At 60.5% G+C, this 17804-nt stretch carries 12 protein-coding genes; 2 read left to right on the plus strand and 10 right to left on the minus strand.

Going from position 1 to position 17804, the window contains the following annotated elements:
* Positions 1-35: 35 nt before the first annotated feature.
* The 6 genes from scpB to BC363_RS06625 all read right to left on the minus strand — a co-directional run bounded on the left by scpB (position 36) and on the right by BC363_RS06625 (position 8880).
* Positions 36-764, minus strand: a complete 729-nt coding sequence (gene scpB / locus BC363_RS06600) for an SMC-Scp complex subunit ScpB (RefSeq protein WP_065781179.1) — start codon at positions 762-764, stop codon at positions 36-38.
* Positions 757-1575 (minus strand): ScpA family protein, encoded by an 819-nt coding sequence (locus BC363_RS06605; protein WP_065781180.1) that lies wholly within the window; start codon positions 1573-1575, stop codon positions 757-759. Before BC363_RS06605 ends, scpB begins: the two co-directional genes overlap by 8 nt.
* A gap of 84 nt (positions 1576-1659) precedes the next feature.
* A complete protein-coding gene (gene nagZ, locus BC363_RS06610; RefSeq protein WP_065781181.1) occupies positions 1660-2676 on the minus strand; it encodes a beta-N-acetylhexosaminidase in 1017 nt (338 codons plus the stop codon).
* A 142-nt stretch (positions 2677-2818) separates the two neighbouring features.
* Positions 2819-5743 (minus strand): SPOR domain-containing protein, encoded by a 2925-nt coding sequence (locus BC363_RS06615; protein ID WP_065781182.1) that lies wholly within the window; start codon positions 5741-5743, stop codon positions 2819-2821.
* A 63-nt stretch (positions 5744-5806) separates the two neighbouring features.
* A complete protein-coding gene (gene argS, locus BC363_RS06620; RefSeq protein WP_065781183.1) occupies positions 5807-7567 on the minus strand; it encodes an arginine--tRNA ligase in 1761 nt (586 codons plus the stop codon).
* A 95-nt stretch (positions 7568-7662) separates the two neighbouring features.
* Positions 7663-8880 carry a deoxyguanosinetriphosphate triphosphohydrolase gene (locus tag BC363_RS06625; protein ID WP_065781184.1) on the minus strand — a complete coding sequence of 406 codons (1218 nt, stop codon included), beginning with the start codon at positions 8878-8880 and terminating at the stop codon, positions 7663-7665.
* A gap of 214 nt (positions 8881-9094) precedes the next feature.
* On the opposite strand from BC363_RS06625, the gene erpA reads away from it, so the two are divergent.
* Positions 9095-9427, plus strand: coding sequence for an iron-sulfur cluster insertion protein ErpA (erpA, locus tag BC363_RS06630; protein ID WP_065781185.1), 333 nt, complete (start codon positions 9095-9097; stop codon positions 9425-9427).
* A 33-nt stretch (positions 9428-9460) separates the two neighbouring features.
* On the opposite strand, the gene BC363_RS06635 is transcribed toward erpA, so the two are convergent.
* Positions 9461-10924, minus strand: coding sequence for a phosphatidylserine/phosphatidylglycerophosphate/cardiolipin synthase family protein (locus BC363_RS06635; RefSeq protein ID WP_065781186.1), 1464 nt, complete (start codon positions 10922-10924; stop codon positions 9461-9463).
* A gap of 205 nt (positions 10925-11129) precedes the next feature.
* Here BC363_RS06635 and xth point away from each other — a divergent pair, with 205 nt between their 5' ends.
* Positions 11130-11924, plus strand: a complete 795-nt coding sequence (gene xth / locus BC363_RS06640; protein ID WP_065781187.1) for an exodeoxyribonuclease III — start codon at positions 11130-11132, stop codon at positions 11922-11924.
* 28 nt (positions 11925-11952) lie between these two features.
* Here the strand turns inward: xth and exoR are convergent, their stop codons facing one another.
* From exoR to BC363_RS06655, 3 genes are all read right to left on the minus strand, one after another.
* The gene (exoR, locus tag BC363_RS06645) at positions 11953-12759 is read right to left on the minus strand and encodes an exopolysaccharide production regulator ExoR (RefSeq protein WP_053247312.1); all 807 of its coding nucleotides are present in this window, start codon (positions 12757-12759) and stop codon (positions 11953-11955) included.
* A gap of 455 nt (positions 12760-13214) precedes the next feature.
* Complete coding sequence (locus BC363_RS06650; protein WP_065781188.1) at positions 13215-14471, minus strand: OmpP1/FadL family transporter; 1257 nt, start codon at positions 14469-14471, stop codon at positions 13215-13217.
* A gap of 452 nt (positions 14472-14923) precedes the next feature.
* On the minus strand, positions 14924-17764 hold the full coding sequence (locus tag BC363_RS06655; protein WP_065781189.1) for a valine--tRNA ligase: 2841 nt from the start codon (positions 17762-17764) through the stop codon (positions 14924-14926).
* Between the last annotated feature and the right edge of the window lie 40 nt (positions 17765-17804).

A 17804-nucleotide genomic window follows, 5' to 3' on the forward strand; every position in this document is an offset into this window, starting at 1 on the left:
CTCGATGGAGAAAGCCGATATCTCCAATCAGGTTTTTAATCGGCCTCTTCGCCCTTTGGAGTCAAGAGCCCCAGTTCTTCGAGATCGAGCTGGGTGATCGGATCCTCATTTTCCGCCAGGTCGTCCTCGCCGACGGGCACGGGAATATGCAGATTGGACGGAACGCGGCCGGAGAGAAGCCCCGCTCCCTTCAACTCCTCGATCCCCGGCAGATCACGCAGTTCCTCCAGGCCGAAGTGGTCGAGAAAATCACGCGTCGTTCCGAAGGTGACCGGACGCCCGGGCGTGCGCCGGCGACCGCGGAATCTGACCCAGCCGGCTTCCATCAGAACGTCGAGCGTGCCCTTCGATGTCTGCACGCCGCGAATGTCTTCGATTTCGGCGCGGGTTACCGGCTGATGGTAGGCGATGATCGCCAGGACTTCGAGCGCGGCGCGCGACAGCTTGCGCACCTCCTGTTCATCCGTCTGCACGACGAAAGATAGATCGGCCGCCGTGCGGAACGCCCAGTGATCCGCCACCTGAACCAGGTTGACGCCACGGCTGGCATAAAGCGCCTTCAACCGCGCCATGATGCGCGGGACATCGGCATCACGTTGCAGGCGGCTGGCTATATAGGCCTCGGAGACCGGCTGAGCAGAGGCAAACACCAAAGCTTCGGCAATCCGCTCGGCCTCCTGTTCCACGCGCGGATCGAGCAACGGGCCGTCATTCTCGCTGTCTTCATCTGCCACATCAGGCAAGTACTTCTGCGGCTCAGCCACGGGCTGCCTCCATATCGGCGAGCGTCGCCGCATCGATCGGGTTTGGCCCGCGCCGCAGATAGATCGGCGCGAACGCTTCTTCCTGGCGGATTTCCAGGCGTCCCTCGCGCACCATCTCCAGCGAGGCGGCAAAGGAACTGGCGATCGCCGTCGCCCGCTCCTTCGGCGTCGTCATGTAACGCAGAAGGAAGTGGTCGAGCGCGGTCCAATCGTCGAGGTGACCTGTCATACGGGCCAGGATCAATCGCGCATCGGCAAGCGACCAGACATGACGCTTTTCGATCGTTACCTGTGTAATCGCCGTCCGTTGGCGCAAGCTCGCATAGGCGGTCAGCAGATCATAAAGCGAAGCATCGTAGTCCGACTTGTGCTCTGTGACGATGTGCTCCGGCGCGCCCCGCACAAAAACATCGCGGCCGAGGCGGTTTCGATTGATCAGCCGGGTCGCTGCCTCGCGCATGGCTTCGAGGCGCTTCAGCCGGAACGCCAACGCCGATGCCATCTCCTCGCCCGAGGGGCCGTCATCCTTCGCCTGTTGCGGGATCAGCAGCCGCGATTTTAGATAGGCAAGCCAAGCCGCCATGACGAGGTAGTCGGCAGCCAGTTCGATGCGGATGCTGCGCGCGCGCTCGACGAAGGCGATGTATTGCTCCGCCAGTGCCAGCACAGAGATGCGGGCAAGATCGACCCGCTGGCTGCGAGCAAGATGGAGGAGCAGATCGAGCGGGCCTTCGAAGCCGGCGATGTCGATGACAAACGCCTCTTCGTGCAGCCCCCGCTCCGCGGTCTCGTCCTGCCACAAGGTATCCATCGGCGCTTTAGAACCGGACCTGCCCTGCTTTTCACCCGCATTGCTCACGACAGCCCGATCCTTTCCCGCCGGCCGTACCCGTCCTCAAACCGTCGCGAACAGGCCGTTGAACTCGGCCCGCAGTTCCTGCTCGTTCGCATTGTCGGGCTTGCGGAAGGCGGCCTCGGCGGCCTTTGCCCTGCGCAATGTCTCTCCGGCCAAAACCGGCACGACATTCGCTACAGCCTTCATCTCGTCCATTATGCCATGACAATGCAAGACGAGATCAAGTCCGGCGTCGATGATGTTGCGAGCGCGGGTCGTCATGTCGCCGGCCAGCGCATTCATCGAGACGTCGTCGGACATCAGCAATCCGTTGAAGCCGATATGGCCGCGGATGATCTCGCGCACCACCTTGGCGGAAGTCGTCGCCGGATTGTCCGGATCGATTGCCGTAAAGACCATATGCGCCGACATGGCCATGGCCTCGTCCTTCATCGCGATGAAGGGCAGGAAGTCGCTCTTGGCAAGCTCGTCGAACGTTTCGCTGACCACAGGCAGGCTATGGTGAGAATCGACGAAGGTGCGCCCATGACCGGGCATATGTTTCATCACTGGCAGCATGCCACCGGACTTCAGGCCTTCCGCCATCGCGCGGCCGATCGCCGTGACGCTGTGCGGGTCGTGCCCGTAGGCGCGATTGCCGATGACATCGTGACTGCCGGGTACCGGAACGTCGAGCACCGGCAGGCAATCGACCGTGATGCCGAAGCGCATCAGATCGAAGGCGTGCAGCCGCCCCATCAGCCAGGCCGCACGCAGACCGCCCTCGGCATCGCGGCGGTAGATCTCGCCGATCGCCGCGCCATTCGGATATTGCTGAACAAGCGGCGGTCGGATGCGCTGAACGCGCCCGCCCTCCTGGTCGATCAGCACAGGTGCAGCCGGATTGCCGATGCTGTCACGCAGAGCCGCGACCAGATCGCAAATCTGCTGTTCCTCGCCAATGTTGCGGCCAAAGAGGATGAAGCCCCAGGGTTGCTCGCCATCAAAGAACCTGCGCTCTTCGCTCGAAAGAGAAAGACCCTTGCAACCGGAGATAAATGCTTTTGATTCGCTCATCCTAAAAGCATAGTGCGCGGCTTGCCCGCAGCGAAGCGAGAATAGTTGTCCGTGCGCGTCATGCACAGACTACTGACACTGAAACATGGAAGGGCGCGGCATCTCTGCCGCGCCCTTCCGAGGATAATATTCGTCGTGGTGACTACTTGGTCACGAGGCAGCTGCCGCCGGCACCCTTGTAGCGCGAGCAAAGTGCATTGGCCTCTTCGCGCGATCCGGCCGGGATGCGGACACGATAGTACGTGCCCTTACCCGCGATCTCCGCCTTGCGGATATCCACGCCGCGACCGCCGATGAGACTCCCGAACTTGTTGGAAAGGCTGTTGTAGGACTTCTGCGCTTCGGCCTCTGAGGGCAGCGATGCCACCTGGATGAAGTAGGTCCCAGCCGGCACGGAAGCCGTCGAAACCTGCTGGGTATCCGCTGCAGCGTTAGCCGCAGGCTGGGTCTCGGCCGTGTCGGTCGCAGCCACGTTGACGGGCTTTGCGGCCGGACGTGTCTGCGGCAGTGGCGCCTGATCGCCAGCGGCATCGACGGTAGCGCTGCTTGCGGCTGCAAGAGCGACCTGATCGGCACCGGTTGATGCCTGGCCGGCCGCGCGAAGCTCGGACCCGGCGCCCGTGGCTGTCGCCTGGCCCTCGATGCCCGACGCGGTCGCCTGACCCGAAGCCGTTGCCGGAACCGGCTGAGCATTACCAGCGACTTCCGTCGCCGGGACCTCAACCGGCTCTTCGCGAGCGACGAGCGTGCCATCCGGCTTGACGATCATCGTGCGTACCTTCCGCGGTGCGACCGCGGGAGTCTTGTCCTCTTCCTGATCAGCCGGCGCAGCCGTGCCATCATTCGGCATCAGGCGCGCAGACTGATCGTCAGCTTCAGCGGAAGGCGTCATCAGCGCTTCGGCTTCATCGCTGCCGTCATCAGGCAGGTTTTCCGGCGTCAGCGTCCGCTGCACGACGTCCATCGGCTCCTCTGTCGAGGAGACCAGAGCCTCCTGGCGAGGGCCGGTGCCCTGCGCGCCGGCGACGCGGTCATAGACGGCCTTGTCCTGGTTCGGCACGGTCTTGCCGCCCTTTTCCTCTGGCACGACCTTGACCGGGGACTTGTCGGCGAGAATGATCTTCGGACCCTCTCCAGACGAGACGGCATCGCTGCCACCCATCCATGCATAGACGCCTGCACCGCCAAGAATGATGACGCCCGCGACGCTTGCGGCCAGCAGCATCATGCGCTGCGAGCGGCGACCGGAGCCGTATTCGTTATAAACACCCGCGTCGGCCTGGCCGGACATGGGCTGCACGCGCTCCGATTCGCGCGGCGCGTTCTGGCGTTCAACCATCGAGCGGCGGAAGTCTTCTTCCATCGCCTTCTCGAACTCGTCGAAATCATCCATCGGGGCTGCGCCAAACGATGCGGCCGGCTTGGCGGCCGGCGCGGAGCGCGCAGGTTCGCGAGTCTCGACGGGCCGAGCCTGTGTCTCCCTCACGGAGAGTGCAGGCGTGCCGAAGAGCTGGGCCATTTCCGCGTCGATATCGAGATCGTAGTCGGCAGGATAAGCGACCGGCTTTTCTGTCTCGATGACCGGCAGTTGCGGCACATCCATATCGGCGATCGGTGCAACGCCGGAATCGGCTTCGGCGATCATCGACGGATCGAAGGGCAGAGCGCTTTCAACCGGCGGCCCTTCGATTTCCATGGGCGCTGCTGCAACCAACGGCGTTACGAAGGATTCTTCGCGCTGGATCGGCGCCTGTTCAACAACTGGCAACGTCGGCTGCTGCACGGCAGCCACGACATCCTCAGAAGCGTCGAACTCCGGAAGCTCCAGCTCCATTGCCACATCCGAGAGCTCCATTTCGAAGTTCTCGATGTCGAAGCTCGGCTCGTTCTCAGGTTCAACGGTCGGGCGGGCAGCCTGCGGAGCAACCACTGCGGCCACTGGTGCAGCAACTGCAGGTGCCGCAGCCGCAGGGATCGACGAGACGATCGGACCGGCAAAGGCGCGCTGCTGGCCGACACCCGAAGGCGAAGCAACCGGTGTGGCGCGGCTGAACGTCGGAGTGAAGGGATACGGGCTCTTCTTGACCGGAGCGGCTCCAGTCGCGATCGGCTCAGCTCGCGCATGGACGGCGGGATGAGCGTGAACTGCGGCGGCAACCAATCCCGTCGCAGCCGGCACCGGGAACCGCTCGATATCGGCAAGAAGCTGATCGACGGCATTATCGGTTGCAGGGTCTGCCGCAACTGGAGCAGCCTGTTCGATCACGGCCGGTTCATACGAGTAAGCGTTGTCCGACGCGTAGGCGTTGCTGCCCTCGGCAGCCGGAGCCACTTCGAAGGCCGGCTCGACAGACAGCGCAGCCGGCACAGCCATCAGCTCATCGGCGAAATCGGAAACGTCGAATGAAATTTCCTCGACCGGTGCGTGCCACTCTTCAGGTGCCGCGCCCTGCGGCTCGGCCACAGCAAATTCGGCTACCGGAGAAAGCTCGGCCTCGCCAAGCGACAGCTCGAGCTCGCGCTCAAGATCGAAGGCCGGCTCGCCTGCGTCGGGAGCCACCTCATATCCTGCGGGGTCGGCAACCGGAGCCGTTTCAGGAAACGCGACAACTTCGACCGGGCCGCGTTCGACCTGTTCTGCGGCAATAGCGGCGTCTGCCCACGGCTCCGCGAACGCGGCAGGCTCGTATGCCGGCTCGACTACCGGTGCGTCCTCGACCGGCGCCGATTCGGCGACAGCGAACTCGGCTGGCGCAAATTCGAGCACGGGCGCGACCTGCTGAACCTCTTCCGCGGGCACGGCAGCATGCTCAACCGGGCTGTTGTCCGGCTGAACATTTGCTGCGCGCGGCGCGTCATAGGTATCGAACTCTCGAAGAAGCTCTTCCTCGAGATCGAATGCCGGATCTTGCCGGACAGCCTCCTGGTGGCGTTGCAATTCCTGCAACTGCTGGACAGCCGGCCGGGCATCGTAGCCGACGATCCGGGCGAGTTCGGCCAACGGATCATCGTCTGCCAATACATCGAATTCAGCCGGCCCGCTTCGTGCGAATTGTTTGTCTGCCATGCTCTCCACTCACAATTGCCTGCATTCACTTGCCAGTGCATTGTGGGAAAATGGTGACAATACTTATCGCATTTCTTCCGGTGCGGAGGTGCCTGTAATGGACAGGCCCGACTTCAGTACGGAAGCGACAGCATGCACCAGCCCGAGTCTGGCAGTACTTAATTCTCTATTTTTATCGTTAACAAAACGTAATTCCGGATTCTCTTTACCTTTGTTCCAGTGTCCATGGAAGGCAGCGGCAAGATCGTACAGGTAAAACGCGATGCGATGGGGCTCCTGCGCCAGTGCCGCAGCCTCGACGACGCGCGGATATTCTGCGAGCTTGGCGACCAGCTGCAGCTCCGCCGGATCGACGATCGCGCCGTTGATTGCACCGGCAAGATCGACGGAAGCCAGGTCGAGGCCGGGGAAAGCGTCCGCCGCCTGACGGAAGACAGACCGGCAACGCGCATGCGCGTACTGGACGTAGAAGACAGGGTTATCCTTGGACTGTTCTGTCACCTTGGCAAAATCGAAATCCAACGGCTCGGAGTTCTTCCGGTAGATCATCATGAACCGCACCGGGTCGCGTCCGACTTCGTCGACGACGTCGCGCAGAGTCACGAAATCACCGGAACGCTTGGACATCTTGACCGGCTCACCCTCACGGTAGAGCTTGACCAGCTGGCAAAGCAGCACCGTCAGCTTCGACGCGCCGCCGGACACCGCGCGCGCCAGCGCCTCGAGCCGCTTGACATAACCGCCATGATCGGCGCCAAGCACATAGATCATCTCGTCGAAGCCGCGGTCGAACTTGTCCTTGAAGTAAGCAACGTCGGCAGCGAAGTAGGTATAACTTCCATCCGACTTGATCAGCGGCCGATCGATGTCGTCGCCGACCTCGGTCGAGCGGAACAGCGTCTGCTCCCGATCTTCCCAATCCTCCGGCAGTTGCCCCTTCGGCGGCGGCAACGTGCCCTTGTAGACATGGCCCTTGAAGGTCAGATCGTTGATCGCGGTGCGGATCTTGGCAGCGCCATTGGCATGCAGCGTCCGCTCCGAGAAGAAAACATCGTGGGTGACGTTCAGGGCGGCAAGATCCTCGCGGATCATGGCCATCATCGCGTCGATGGTGCGCTCCTTGACGAGCGGCATCCACTTGTCCTCGGGCATCAACCGCAGGCTCGTGCCGAATTCGTCGGCCAGCGCCTCGCCGACGGGCACGAGATAGTCGCCGGGATAGAGGCCCGGCGGGATCTCGCCGATCTCTTCGCCGAGCGCCTGCCGATAACGAAGAAAGGCCGAACGCGCCAACACATCGATCTGCGAACCGGCGTCGTTGATGTAATACTCCTTGGTCACCTCATAGCCGGCAAAGGCCAGCAGGTTCGCAAGCGCGTCACCGACGACAGCACCGCGGCAATGGCCGACATGCATCGGCCCGGTCGGGTTGGCCGACACATATTCGACGTTGACCTTGCGGCCGGCACCGGTCGTGCTGCGGCCATAGTCGGCTCCGGAGCGAACCACCGCGGTCAACAGCTTCTGCCAGTAGGAAACCGAAAGGCGCACATTGATGAAGCCGGGACCGGCAACGGAAACATCGGTGACCTCAGGGTCCTGCCTGAGCTTTTCGACGATCAGATCGGCAAGCGCGCGCGGATTCATCCCCAACGGTTTGGCAAGCACCATCGCGGCATTGGTTGCGACATCGCCATGGCTGGCGTCGCGCGGCGGCTCGACATTGATACGGCCGAAGTCAAGCTCGGATCGCTTTTCTCGAACGACATCAAGCGTTTCGAGAATATCCTTAATTCTTGATTCGAAGTCCGTGAAGAGATTCATCTGATCCGTCCGCTTTTCCCGACAGAATATGGTCGGTGCAAAACTCAAAAGGAGGCTCGGTTCGGGTGAACCAAAAGCCTCCGGGCGCGGCGTCCCTACCGCAAATCGGGCGTATGGTCAAACAAACGCCGGTGGACACTGATGGCGAAGGTATCCGTCATCCCGGCCAGGTAGTCCCCGACATGGCGCGCCCGCGCTGGCTCGGCCATACCAGGGATCTGGTCGATCCAGTAGTGTTCGCGCATCAGCAAGGGGTCGGCCATGAAGGCGCGATAGAGATCGCAGACGATCGATGCAGCGCCCTCACGCACGCGCATCACCTCGGGATGACGATAGATCCGTGTCATCAGCAGTCTTTTGATCTGCTTGTCGGTCTCACCCATCTCTTGCGAGAATGTCGCCATGACCTTCCCCGCCTGCCTGACATCCATGGCACTTTCGGGCCGAGCCTTCTTGAGGCGCGTTTGTGCGACCGAAATCACGTCCTCGACCATCGCCGTGATCTGGCGCCGCATGATTTCATGGGTGAACCGGCTGGCCTCCAGACCGGGGTAACGATCGCCGACCTCTCGCATCAGACGGGCGAGGAACGGTACGTCTTCAAGCATCTCGAACGTCAGGTAGCCGGATCTCAGGCCGTCATCGATGTCATGGGTGTTATAGGCGATGTCATCGGCGATCGCCGCCACCTGCGCCTCCAGGCTCGCGAAGCTCGCAAGCTCGAGGTCATGAATGGCGCAATAATCCAGGATCGGCTGCGGCACCGGACCGTGCGCGCCCTGCCCGTCAACTGTCAAGAGCGGCCCGTTGTGCTTGACCAGTCCCTCCAGGCTTTCCCAGGTGAGGTTCAGTCCGTCGAACTCTGCGTAGCGTCGCTCGAGCTTGGTGACGATACGCAACGACTGCGCGTTGTGATCGAAGCCGCCATAGGGCTTGAGCATGTCATGTAGCGCGTCCTCGCCCGTATGACCAAATGGCGTGTGCCCGAAATCATGGACGAGCGCGACGCCTTCGGCGAGATCCTCGTCAAGCTTCAGCGCCCGCGCCAGTGCGCGCGCAATCTGGGCCACTTCGATCGTGTGGGTCAGGCGGGTGCGATAGTGGTCACCGTCGGCGGCGATGAAGACCTGCGTCTTGTGCTTCAGCCGACGGAAGGCGGTCGTGTGGACGATGCGGTCGCGGTCACGCTGAAAGTCGGACCGCGTCGGGCTTGTCGCTTCCGGATATAGCCTGCCGCGCGTCGCCCAGGGATTCGACGCGAATGGCGCATGTTCGCCGTAACCGAAGCCGAGCGCTTTTTTGTCGAATGTCATTTCACACCTGCCTGTGTCGTCCCATTGACGGGACATTCAAGCCTTCATACCTATAGTGAAAGCTACGGGAAAGCGGCGACCAAACATCGACCGATTCCTTAAGCCAAAGCAATGGCTTGGCGCTCGGCATTGAAAGACATGCCAGCACCGGCCGATTGTAAATCGCGCAATGAAGACGAATCTCTCCGGTTCTTGACCCCGGCAGGAGGCAAATATGACACAGGAAACAGTGACACTTTCCGACGCGGCGGCCAAGCGGATCGCCACCATTCTGCGCTCGGACGGGCATAAGAATGCCATGCGGGTTTCCGTAGAAGGCGGCGGTTGTTCGGGCTTCTCCTATAAGTTCGATCTGGTCGACGACACGAACGACGATGACTTCGTGCTCGAAAAGGACAACGCCAAAGTCCTGATCGACAGCCTGTCGCTCGTCTATATGGGTGGCTCGGAGATTGACTTCATCGACAACCTGCTCGGCCAGTCATTTCAGATAAGGAATCCGAATGCTGTCGCAAGCTGCGGATGCGGAACGAGTTTTTCCATCTGACTGCGCGCGCGCATTTCCATGCGCCGCTCATTGCTAGAGATATGGTGATCCCAGCCAGAGCAGACGGTTCGCCAGGCGCGCAGCCAAAGGCTGGGCATTCAAATCCTTCAGGGTCACCTCTTCCGCCGTCTCGATGATCGCAGCGATGCCGCCGTTGACGCTGCGCGCAAAGACGTCATCGAGCACTTCGAGATCGAATTCGAAGTTGAGACGCAGCGACCGCGGATCGAGGTTCGTCGAGCCGACATAGGCCCAGCGCTCGTCAACGGCGAGCAGCTTGGAGTGATTGAAGGCACCCTTTGCACGCCAGACGCGACAATGCCCCTTCAGCACCTGATCAAACTGCGCCGCCATGGCACGGTCGACCAGCAGCAGATTGTTGACCGCAGGCACGACGATATCCACCTCGACGCCGCGGCGGGCGGCCGTCACGAGCGCGCTGATCAACTCCCGGTCGGGAAGGAAGTAGGGCGACATCAGCCGGATGTTCTTCCGTGCCACGGAGAACGCACCCATCAGCATCTTGTGATTGGTTTCGTTCGTTTTATCAGGCCCCGATGGCACCGCACGCATCAAAATGCCCGGCGCCTTTGCCGGCGGCGAAGTCGGCTCGATCGTCCAGGTGTCACTTGCCAGAAGTTCGCCGGTTGAAAACTGCCAATCCTCGGCCGAAACCTGGAAGATATCGGCAACGACGGGTCCGGTGATGCGGAAATGGGTGTCATAGGCGGCTTCGGGACCAGCAATTTCGGTGGTGAAACCGGCGCGGATGTTCATGCCGCCGGCAAAGGCGACCTTGCCATCGACGACCAGGATCTTTCTGTGCGTGCGCAAATTGGCATAGGGCAATCTGAGCCCGATGATGATGTTGCCATTAAAGACGGCCGTGGGCACGCTGGCGGCCTTGAGATAGCCGACGATGCTCGGCACGGAATAACGTGCGCCCACCGCATCGATCAGCACCCGCACCTCGACCCCTCGCCCTCGCGCCGCAATCAATGCATCGGCGAAGCGCAAGCCGAGTGCGTCTCGGTCGAAGATATAACTTTCAAGCAGGATGCTGCGGCGCGCATTGGCGATCTCGTGCAGCATGGCGGCATAGGCCGCGTCCCCGCCCTCAAGTATGGTTATGCGGTTGCCTGTCGACATCGCATGTTGCGACACCCGGTCACCGAGGATCTTCATCGCCGCGAACCGCTGGCCGAAGCGTGCGCCGATCTCTGCATCGGACACATCGAAGCGCCCGAATTGGTCCGGCCCGCGTCCGCTCAACAGCGAACGCTGCATGCCGATGGACGAACGTCGGATGCGGTTGATGCCGGCGACACCGTAGACGAGCGCGCCAACAATCGGTGACAGCAGCACGACGCCGACCCAGCCGGCCGCGGCCCGAACATCGTCCTTGGTCATGGCGGCATGGATCGCCGCCGGCACGCCCAAAACGAAAGACAGGACGACGAGAAAATGCGGCCAATAGTTCTGGATGAGGTCGATCATGTGCGGGACTATAGCTTTCAGTGGGTGGGAATCAATTCATGGACATGCCCGCATACGGCAAGTGAATGAAAAGCGCCGCGCGCTATTGATGTATGGCGCCTTTCCCGGTGGAAAGACCGCAGGTATCGGATTTGTCAAAAGAATCCGGAGCCGTTACAAGGAGCAGTCCGAGAGGGTTCACTGACATGGAAGGGCATTTCGAGCCATGAAGATTGCCACCTGGAACATCAATGGCGTCAAGGCGCGAATCGACAGCCTGCTTTCATGGCTGAAGGAGTCGAATCCGGACATCGTCTGCCTGCAAGAGATCAAGTCGGTCGACGAAAACTTCCCGCGCCTTGAGATAGAAGCGCTCGGCTATCACGTCGAGACGCACGGCCAGAAGGGCTTCAACGGCGTTGCGTTGCTTTCCAAGCTGAAACCGGACGAAGTCAATCGTGGGCTGCCGGGCGACGATGCCGATGAGCAAGCCCGCTTTATCGAAGGCGTATTTTCCGTTTCCGGCGGCGTCATCCGCGTCTGCTCGCTCTACCTGCCCAATGGCAACCCGGTCGATAGCGAAAAATATCCCTACAAGCTGCGCTGGATGGCACGCCTGTCCGCCTATGCCGAGCAGCGCCTGCAGCTTGAAGAGCCGTTTATTCTTGCTGGCGACTACAACGTCATCCCCGAGGAACACGACTGCTGGGACATCAAGGTCTGGCAAAACGATGCACTGTTCCTGCCCGAGACGCGTCAGGCTTTCCGCCATCTGCGCAACCTCGGCCTCACCGATGCCGTTCGCTCGACCACGGATGACGTTCCGCTCTACTCATTCTGGGATTATCAGGCTGGATGTTGGCCGAAGAATTTCGGGATACGGATCGATCACCTGATGCTGTCGCCGGAAGCGGCAGACAGACTGGTTTCAACGTCGATCGAAAAACATGTGCGGGCTTGGGAGAAACCTTCCGACCACGTGCCGGTCGCGGGTTACTTCGCGTTCGACCGTCCGCTTTGAAGCGAAGGTTGACCGCCGGGGGCGACGCTTAGTCTTCGTCGCCCTGAGTGTGCATATTCTGCGACAACGTGATCGCCTTGCGGCGATCGTCTTCGGTCGCCAGAGAAAATGCCTGTTCCTGCATCGACTGCAGCCATGGCCGATCCTTCGGCAAACATTGATCGAGCGCGGCGGTCATATAGGCAAGGCCACGGATGGTCTGGCCCTCCTGGAAAATGACGTTGCCGAAGACACCCATGGCGCCGGCATGACCATTCTTGCGTGCACGGTTCAGCCATTTCTTGGCCTGCTGAACGTTGACGTTGCCGCCCTCGCCGGAAAGCAACATGCGCGCCAACTGGAACTGCGCTTCGGATACGCCGAAGGTCGATGCTGCCTGGAAGTAGAGCTGGCGCGCCTGAGACATGTCGGACTTGATCGGGCTGTCGGGAATGCCGCGGCGATAGTAGCCGGCAAGCGAGATCAGCGCGTTGACGAAGTAGCCCGTATCCTCGGAACCGGGTTCGACACCCTGCTGGGCAATCTCGCTGTAGATCTTGAAGGCTTCGAGGTCATTTTCGGCGACACCGTCGCCATAGGCATACATGTTGGCGAGTGCCCAACGGGAGCCGGTATGCCCCTTCTCGGCGGCATAGCGGTAGGCTTCGACCGCTTCGTCCTTGCGGCCGCTCTTGTAGGCGGAAAAGCCGAACTTGAACAAGGCAAACGGACCGGATTCCTTGCTGACGCCGGCGCCTGGATCAAAGGCACGTGCCGGACCAGCCGTCGCACCGCCGACCATCAGCGACACGCCGAGCATCGCAACCTTCAAAGACTTCAGTTCACCCGCAAGCATCACAGTCTAATTCTTCCGTTCCAGCCGGCCACGCCGAACTCATCACCGCTGCAAACACAAACGCCTGAATAGCCCTTTGCCATTCACTTGTTCACCGAAACCGCCGAGAACATCGACGCACCCAGTCCAGGAGGAAACTCCATTGTGTGCAGCTTTACCGAACGATTTCCGCAGAAGTGCGGCAGCTCATGCAAGACGACACATGACTTCATTTCGTTACAAACATTGCAGGCTCGATCTTCAAGTTGCACGTTTGTCCCCAACATCGCTGCTCCCTGTTTGTGGCGGGAAATGGACATACTCACCTTGAGTCCGACCCTAGCAAACTCTAGCATTAAATGTGTTGCTGAATCGTCACATTGGCGCGGCGCGGAACAGTCACCAACAGATGTCGCATAAGGCAAAAAGAAAGGCCCGGCGATGAACCGGGCCTGAGTATTCCAATCGATCGAAGATCAGAACTTTACTTTGATAGATGTCGAGATGGCGCTGACCAAGTCGTTACCGAAATCGTACTGAGCGCGCGTACCATAGTCGATTCCGTCTTTTCGAACGACCCCGGACGAGCCGCTCGTCAAGATGCCGAGCGCCCCACTAAGCCTAAGTTCGATGTTCTCATTCGCGGCATATGACACGCCAGCTCCGAGCGTCCATGTATCGGTCAGCGTGCCCAAGCCCGTGCTTGTTCCGCGATCCCAAGTCAGACTGACGGCGCCGCTCCATTGGTCGTTGAACTTGTGGCCGACGCCGCCTGAGACAGTCCAGCCATCGCGGTACAGAAGGTCGAGCGTTGTTGCGACAACGGGACTGGTTGGTGTGCATGCTGCAAGACCCCGCGTTGAAGTCGGGCAGAACGGCAGAATTTGGAGCTGGCTCCAATCCACCCACTTGACCGAACCAAACACGACCCATCCCGGAGCAACACCAGACTGAATCTTAAGCTCCAAGGAGTCGGGCATATCCGCTGTGCCGTAAACGTCGGTGACCCGGCCAGCCAACGGACTGCCAATTGGCGGAAGCTGCCGCAGATCGAGAGTGCCGGTCACGTCGCCCAGGTCCACGGCGCTATTGTATACCAAGCTCGCACGAACAGCATATTCGGGGATTTCATAGCCAACGCCGGCGCGCCAGCCATATCCGTTTCCGGCAAGATCAAGTCGACCGACCCCCGAAAGGCCCAACGCCCCCGGCAGCTGTTGAACCAGGCGCTCCTTGAAGCCGCTCACCTCTTGGTAGAAAACACCCCCGATGACGCGAAATTGCCCTTGACCCACATCCCATTTGTAGGAGCAGGTCGCTGCATAGTTGTCGCTATCAATCTTCGTCTCGATGTTATCATTGGCGCCTGCCCAGTTGGCGCCTGGATTGGTGTGCGCGCCCCACGGCTGTGAATAGTCAGCCATGCAGTCAACGCTATCGCCGAGCCCGGCCTTGAATCCAATGCGAGGCACCCAATATCCCTCCGTATCCCGAATACCGGAATTGGGGCGGCTGTTTAAGTTACCGTCGGCTGCGATTGGATCCCGCACATTGTCCAGTTCGCGCTGCGGGTTGACATAAGTCGCCGTCGCTTCCACTGCATAGTCGGACGGGTCGAACAGCAGATCGATGTTATAACCGCCGCGTTCGAGACCGCCAGCGTGCGCCGCCGATGCAACCAGAACTCCGGCCGCCACCGTCAGGACGCTCCGCTTCAAATTCTTGTGAGCCATCAAGCTCCTCCCCCTGCATTTCAATCTGCGACAATCCACCTCACGTCGCCTGTGCGAAAACTAATCTCACGATCGCGTGAAATCGCAAATGCCGCTTTCTATGGGTGCGGCGCTCCTCTGCGCCATCAAATTTACGTAAGATTCTCATCATTTGGACACAATCCACCCAAATCGAACGAATTTCGCGCGAAGCGTCTATTTTGACGCTAATATTAGGATAGTTTTCCAATATAATCCGAAAGTGTTACTCAACAACAACAACATCGGTTTTTGCACAAAAAAGGGCAGGTTCGGGTTTGAAAGCGAGGCTCGAACTTCCAAGTCGGTTCGACAGAAAGCCACCGCCTTGGCATGCCGAATCGGCTTGGCGACAAACGCAGCCGCCTCATCAGAAAATGCGAAATCCGCGGCGCTGCCGCCGCGGATGACATAAGATCACGCCTTTGGTGCACTCAGCCGGCCTCTGCAACCCGGGCCAACGCGACGCCGAGTGAATCCTTTTGCAGATCCAGTTCGACGAGACGTTCGCGTTCGGCGTCGACCAGTTCCGGCTTCGCATTGGCGACAAACTTCTCGTTGGCCAGCTTGCCGAGGATACGCTCCCGCTCGACTTCGACCTTGGAGATCGCCTTTTCCAAACGCGACTTTTCGGCCGAGAGATCAATCAGGTTGCCAAGCGGCAGGCAAGCCGTGGCTTCGCCAATAACGATCTGGGCGCTGCCGCGCGGCGCCACCACCGCATGATCGATATGCTCGACGCGTGCCAGGCGGCCGATGGCCGAGGCATGCCGCTCGAGGCGTTCGCGCGTGAGCGCGTTGGCGGCAACGACGATGAGCGGTGCGGTGGCTGCTGGCGGGACATTCATCTCCGAACGGACCGAACGGATGCCCGAAACCAGATCGATCAGCCAGTTGATCTCGTCGGCGGCAGCATCATCGGCATAGGAAGCGGACGGCCATTCCGCGTGGCAGAGCAGGCCAGAGCGCTCACGTCCCTCACCCGCCGTCTGAGCCCAGAGTTCTTCGGTCATGAAGGGCATGAACGGATGCAGCAGCTTGTAGATTTCGTCGAGAACATAGGCAACGCAGGCCTGGGACTCGCGCTTGGCCGCCTCGTCCTCGCCGCTGAACACCGGCTTCAGCAGTTCCAGGTACCAGTCGCAGAACTGGTTCCAGACGAACCGGTAGAGGCTGCCGGCAGCTTCGTTGAAGCGAAAACCTTCGAGCGCTTCGGTAACGTCGCGGATGGTCCGGGAAAGCTCGGTCAGGATCCAGCGATTGATCGTCAGCGACGACGCCTCAGGAATGAAGCCGTCGCTGTTGGTAACGCCGTTCATCTGTGCGAAGCGCGTGGCGTTCCAGAGCTTCGTCCCAAAATTGCGGTAGCCGGCGATGCGAGCCGTGTCGAGCTTCACGTCGCGCCCCTGCGCGGCCATGATCGCCAGCGTGAAGCGCAGCGCGTCGGCACCGTATTCGTCCATCAGTTCCAACGGGTCGATGACGTTGCCCTTCGACTTCGACATCTTCTGCCCGTTCTTGTCGCGAACGAGCGCATGGACATAAACGGTGTGGAACGGTTCGACCGGGGTGCCGTCGGCATCCTTCATGAAATGCAGGCCCATCATCATCATCCTGGCAACCCAGAAGAAGATGATGTCGAAACCGGTGACCAGGACATCGGTCTGATAGTACTTTTCGAGTTCCGGTGTCTCGTTCGGCCAGCCGAGCGTCGAGAACGGCCAGAGTGCCGACGAGAACCAGGTGTCGAGCACGTCCTCGTCGCGGGTCAGGATTTCACCCGGCTTGAAATTTTCGAGCAGGTCCTCGACATAGGCCTTCATCGGGCCCTCATGCGCCAGATAGTGCTGGATCGCGGCGTGCAGCGCCTCTTCCTCGGTCTTCTCGACAAAGACCTGTCCGTCCGGGCCATACCAGGCCGGAATCTGGTGTCCCCACCAGAGCTGACGCGAGACGCACCAGGGCTGGATGTTCTCCATCCATTCGTAATAGGTCTTTTCCCAATTCTTCGGGACGAAGTTGGTGCGGCCTTCCTTAACCGATGCGATCGCCGGCTTCGCCAGTGTCTTGGCATCGACATACCATTGCTCGGTCAGGCGCGGCTCGATCGGCACGCCGCCTCGGTCGCCGTGCGGGACCATGTGCTTGTGCGGCTCGATCTTGTCGAGCAGGCCGGCTTCCTCGAAGATCCGAACGATGATCCTGCGCGCCTCGAAGCGGTCCTTGCCCTCAAGCTCGTCCCACGCGCCATGCAAAGCCGCTGGTTCGCTGAGGCCCTCGAGGAACTCCTCATTGTCCTTGATGTTGATCCGACCTTCTACGGTCAAGATGTTGATCGCTGCGAGACCGGCACGTTTGCCGACGTCGAAATCGTTGAAGTCGTGCGCCGGCGTGATCTTCACGGCACCCGTTCCTGCCGTCGGATCGGCATAGTCGTCACCGACGACGGGGATGCGTCGGCCGACGATCGGCAGAATGACGTGTTTGCCGATGAGTGGCTTGTAGCGCTCGTCTTCCGGATTGACGGCAATGCCGCTGTCGCCAAGCATCGTCTCCGGTCGCGTGGTGGCAACGACCAGATAGTTGCGCGTCACCCATTCCGTTGCCTTGCCGTCTTCGTCGAAGGCGACCGGATGCTGATAGGTGACACCTGGCTCAAGTGGATAGCGCAGGTACCACAGGTTTCCGTTGATTTCGTGCTGCTCGACCTCCAGATCGGAAATCGCCGTCAGCAGCTTCGGGTCCCAGTTGACCAGACGCTTGTCCTTGTAGATCAGCCCCTCCTTGTAGAGCGAGACGAACACTTCAAGGACGGCCTCCGACAGACCGTCGTCCATGGTGAAGCGCTCGCGCGACCAGTCGCAGGATGCGCCGAGCCGCTTCAGCTGATTGAAGATCAACCCGCCGGATTCAGCCTTCCACTCCCAGACCTTCTCGATGAAGGCCTCACGGCCCATCTGACGGCGGTGCTGCTGTTGCTCCATCAGCTTGCGCTCGACGACCATCTGCGTGGCGATGCCGGCATGGTCCATGCCCGGCTGCCACAGCACGTCCTTGCCGCGCATGCGCTCGAACCGCACCAGCACGTCCTGCAGCGTGTTGTTCAGCGCATGGCCCATGTGCAGCGAGCCCGTCACGTTCGGCGGCGGGATCACGATGCAGAAGCTGTCGGCGCCGGGCTTTGCTCCCGCACCTGCACGAAACGCGTTTTCTTCGTCCCACTTCTTGGCGATACGTGGGTCGACGGATGCGGAATCGTAGGTCTTATCAAGCATTTTGAAGCCAATTTTGGAGATTGATATCTGTGTCTTGTAA

The organism is Ensifer sp. LC384 (genome assembly GCF_001695865.1).
Taxonomy (GTDB): Bacteria; Pseudomonadota; Alphaproteobacteria; order Rhizobiales; family Rhizobiaceae; genus Ensifer.

Coding starts and splice junctions, on each gene's coding strand:
- BC363_RS06605 (WP_065781180.1), bottom strand. CDS start 1,575: ATGGATACCTTGTGGCAGGACGAGACCGCGGAGCGGGGGCTGCACGAA.
- nagZ (WP_065781181.1), bottom strand. CDS start 2,676: ATGAGCGAATCAAAAGCATTTATCTCCGGTTGCAAGGGTCTTTCTCTT.
- BC363_RS06615 (WP_065781182.1), bottom strand. CDS start 5,743: ATGGCAGACAAACAATTCGCACGAAGCGGGCCGGCTGAATTCGATGTA.
- argS (WP_065781183.1), bottom strand. CDS start 7,567: ATGAATCTCTTCACGGACTTCGAATCAAGAATTAAGGATATTCTCGAA.
- BC363_RS06625 (WP_065781184.1), bottom strand. CDS start 8,880: ATGACATTCGACAAAAAAGCGCTCGGCTTCGGTTACGGCGAACATGCG.
- erpA (WP_065781185.1), top strand. CDS start 9,095: ATGACACAGGAAACAGTGACACTTTCCGACGCGGCGGCCAAGCGGATC.
- BC363_RS06635 (WP_065781186.1), bottom strand. CDS start 10,924: ATGATCGACCTCATCCAGAACTATTGGCCGCATTTTCTCGTCGTCCTG.
- xth (WP_065781187.1), top strand. CDS start 11,130: ATGAAGATTGCCACCTGGAACATCAATGGCGTCAAGGCGCGAATCGAC.
- exoR (WP_053247312.1), bottom strand. CDS start 12,759: ATGCTTGCGGGTGAACTGAAGTCTTTGAAGGTTGCGATGCTCGGCGTG.
- BC363_RS06650 (WP_065781188.1), bottom strand. CDS start 14,471: ATGGCTCACAAGAATTTGAAGCGGAGCGTCCTGACGGTGGCGGCCGGA.
- BC363_RS06655 (WP_065781189.1), bottom strand. CDS start 17,764: ATGCTTGATAAGACCTACGATTCCGCATCCGTCGACCCACGTATCGCC.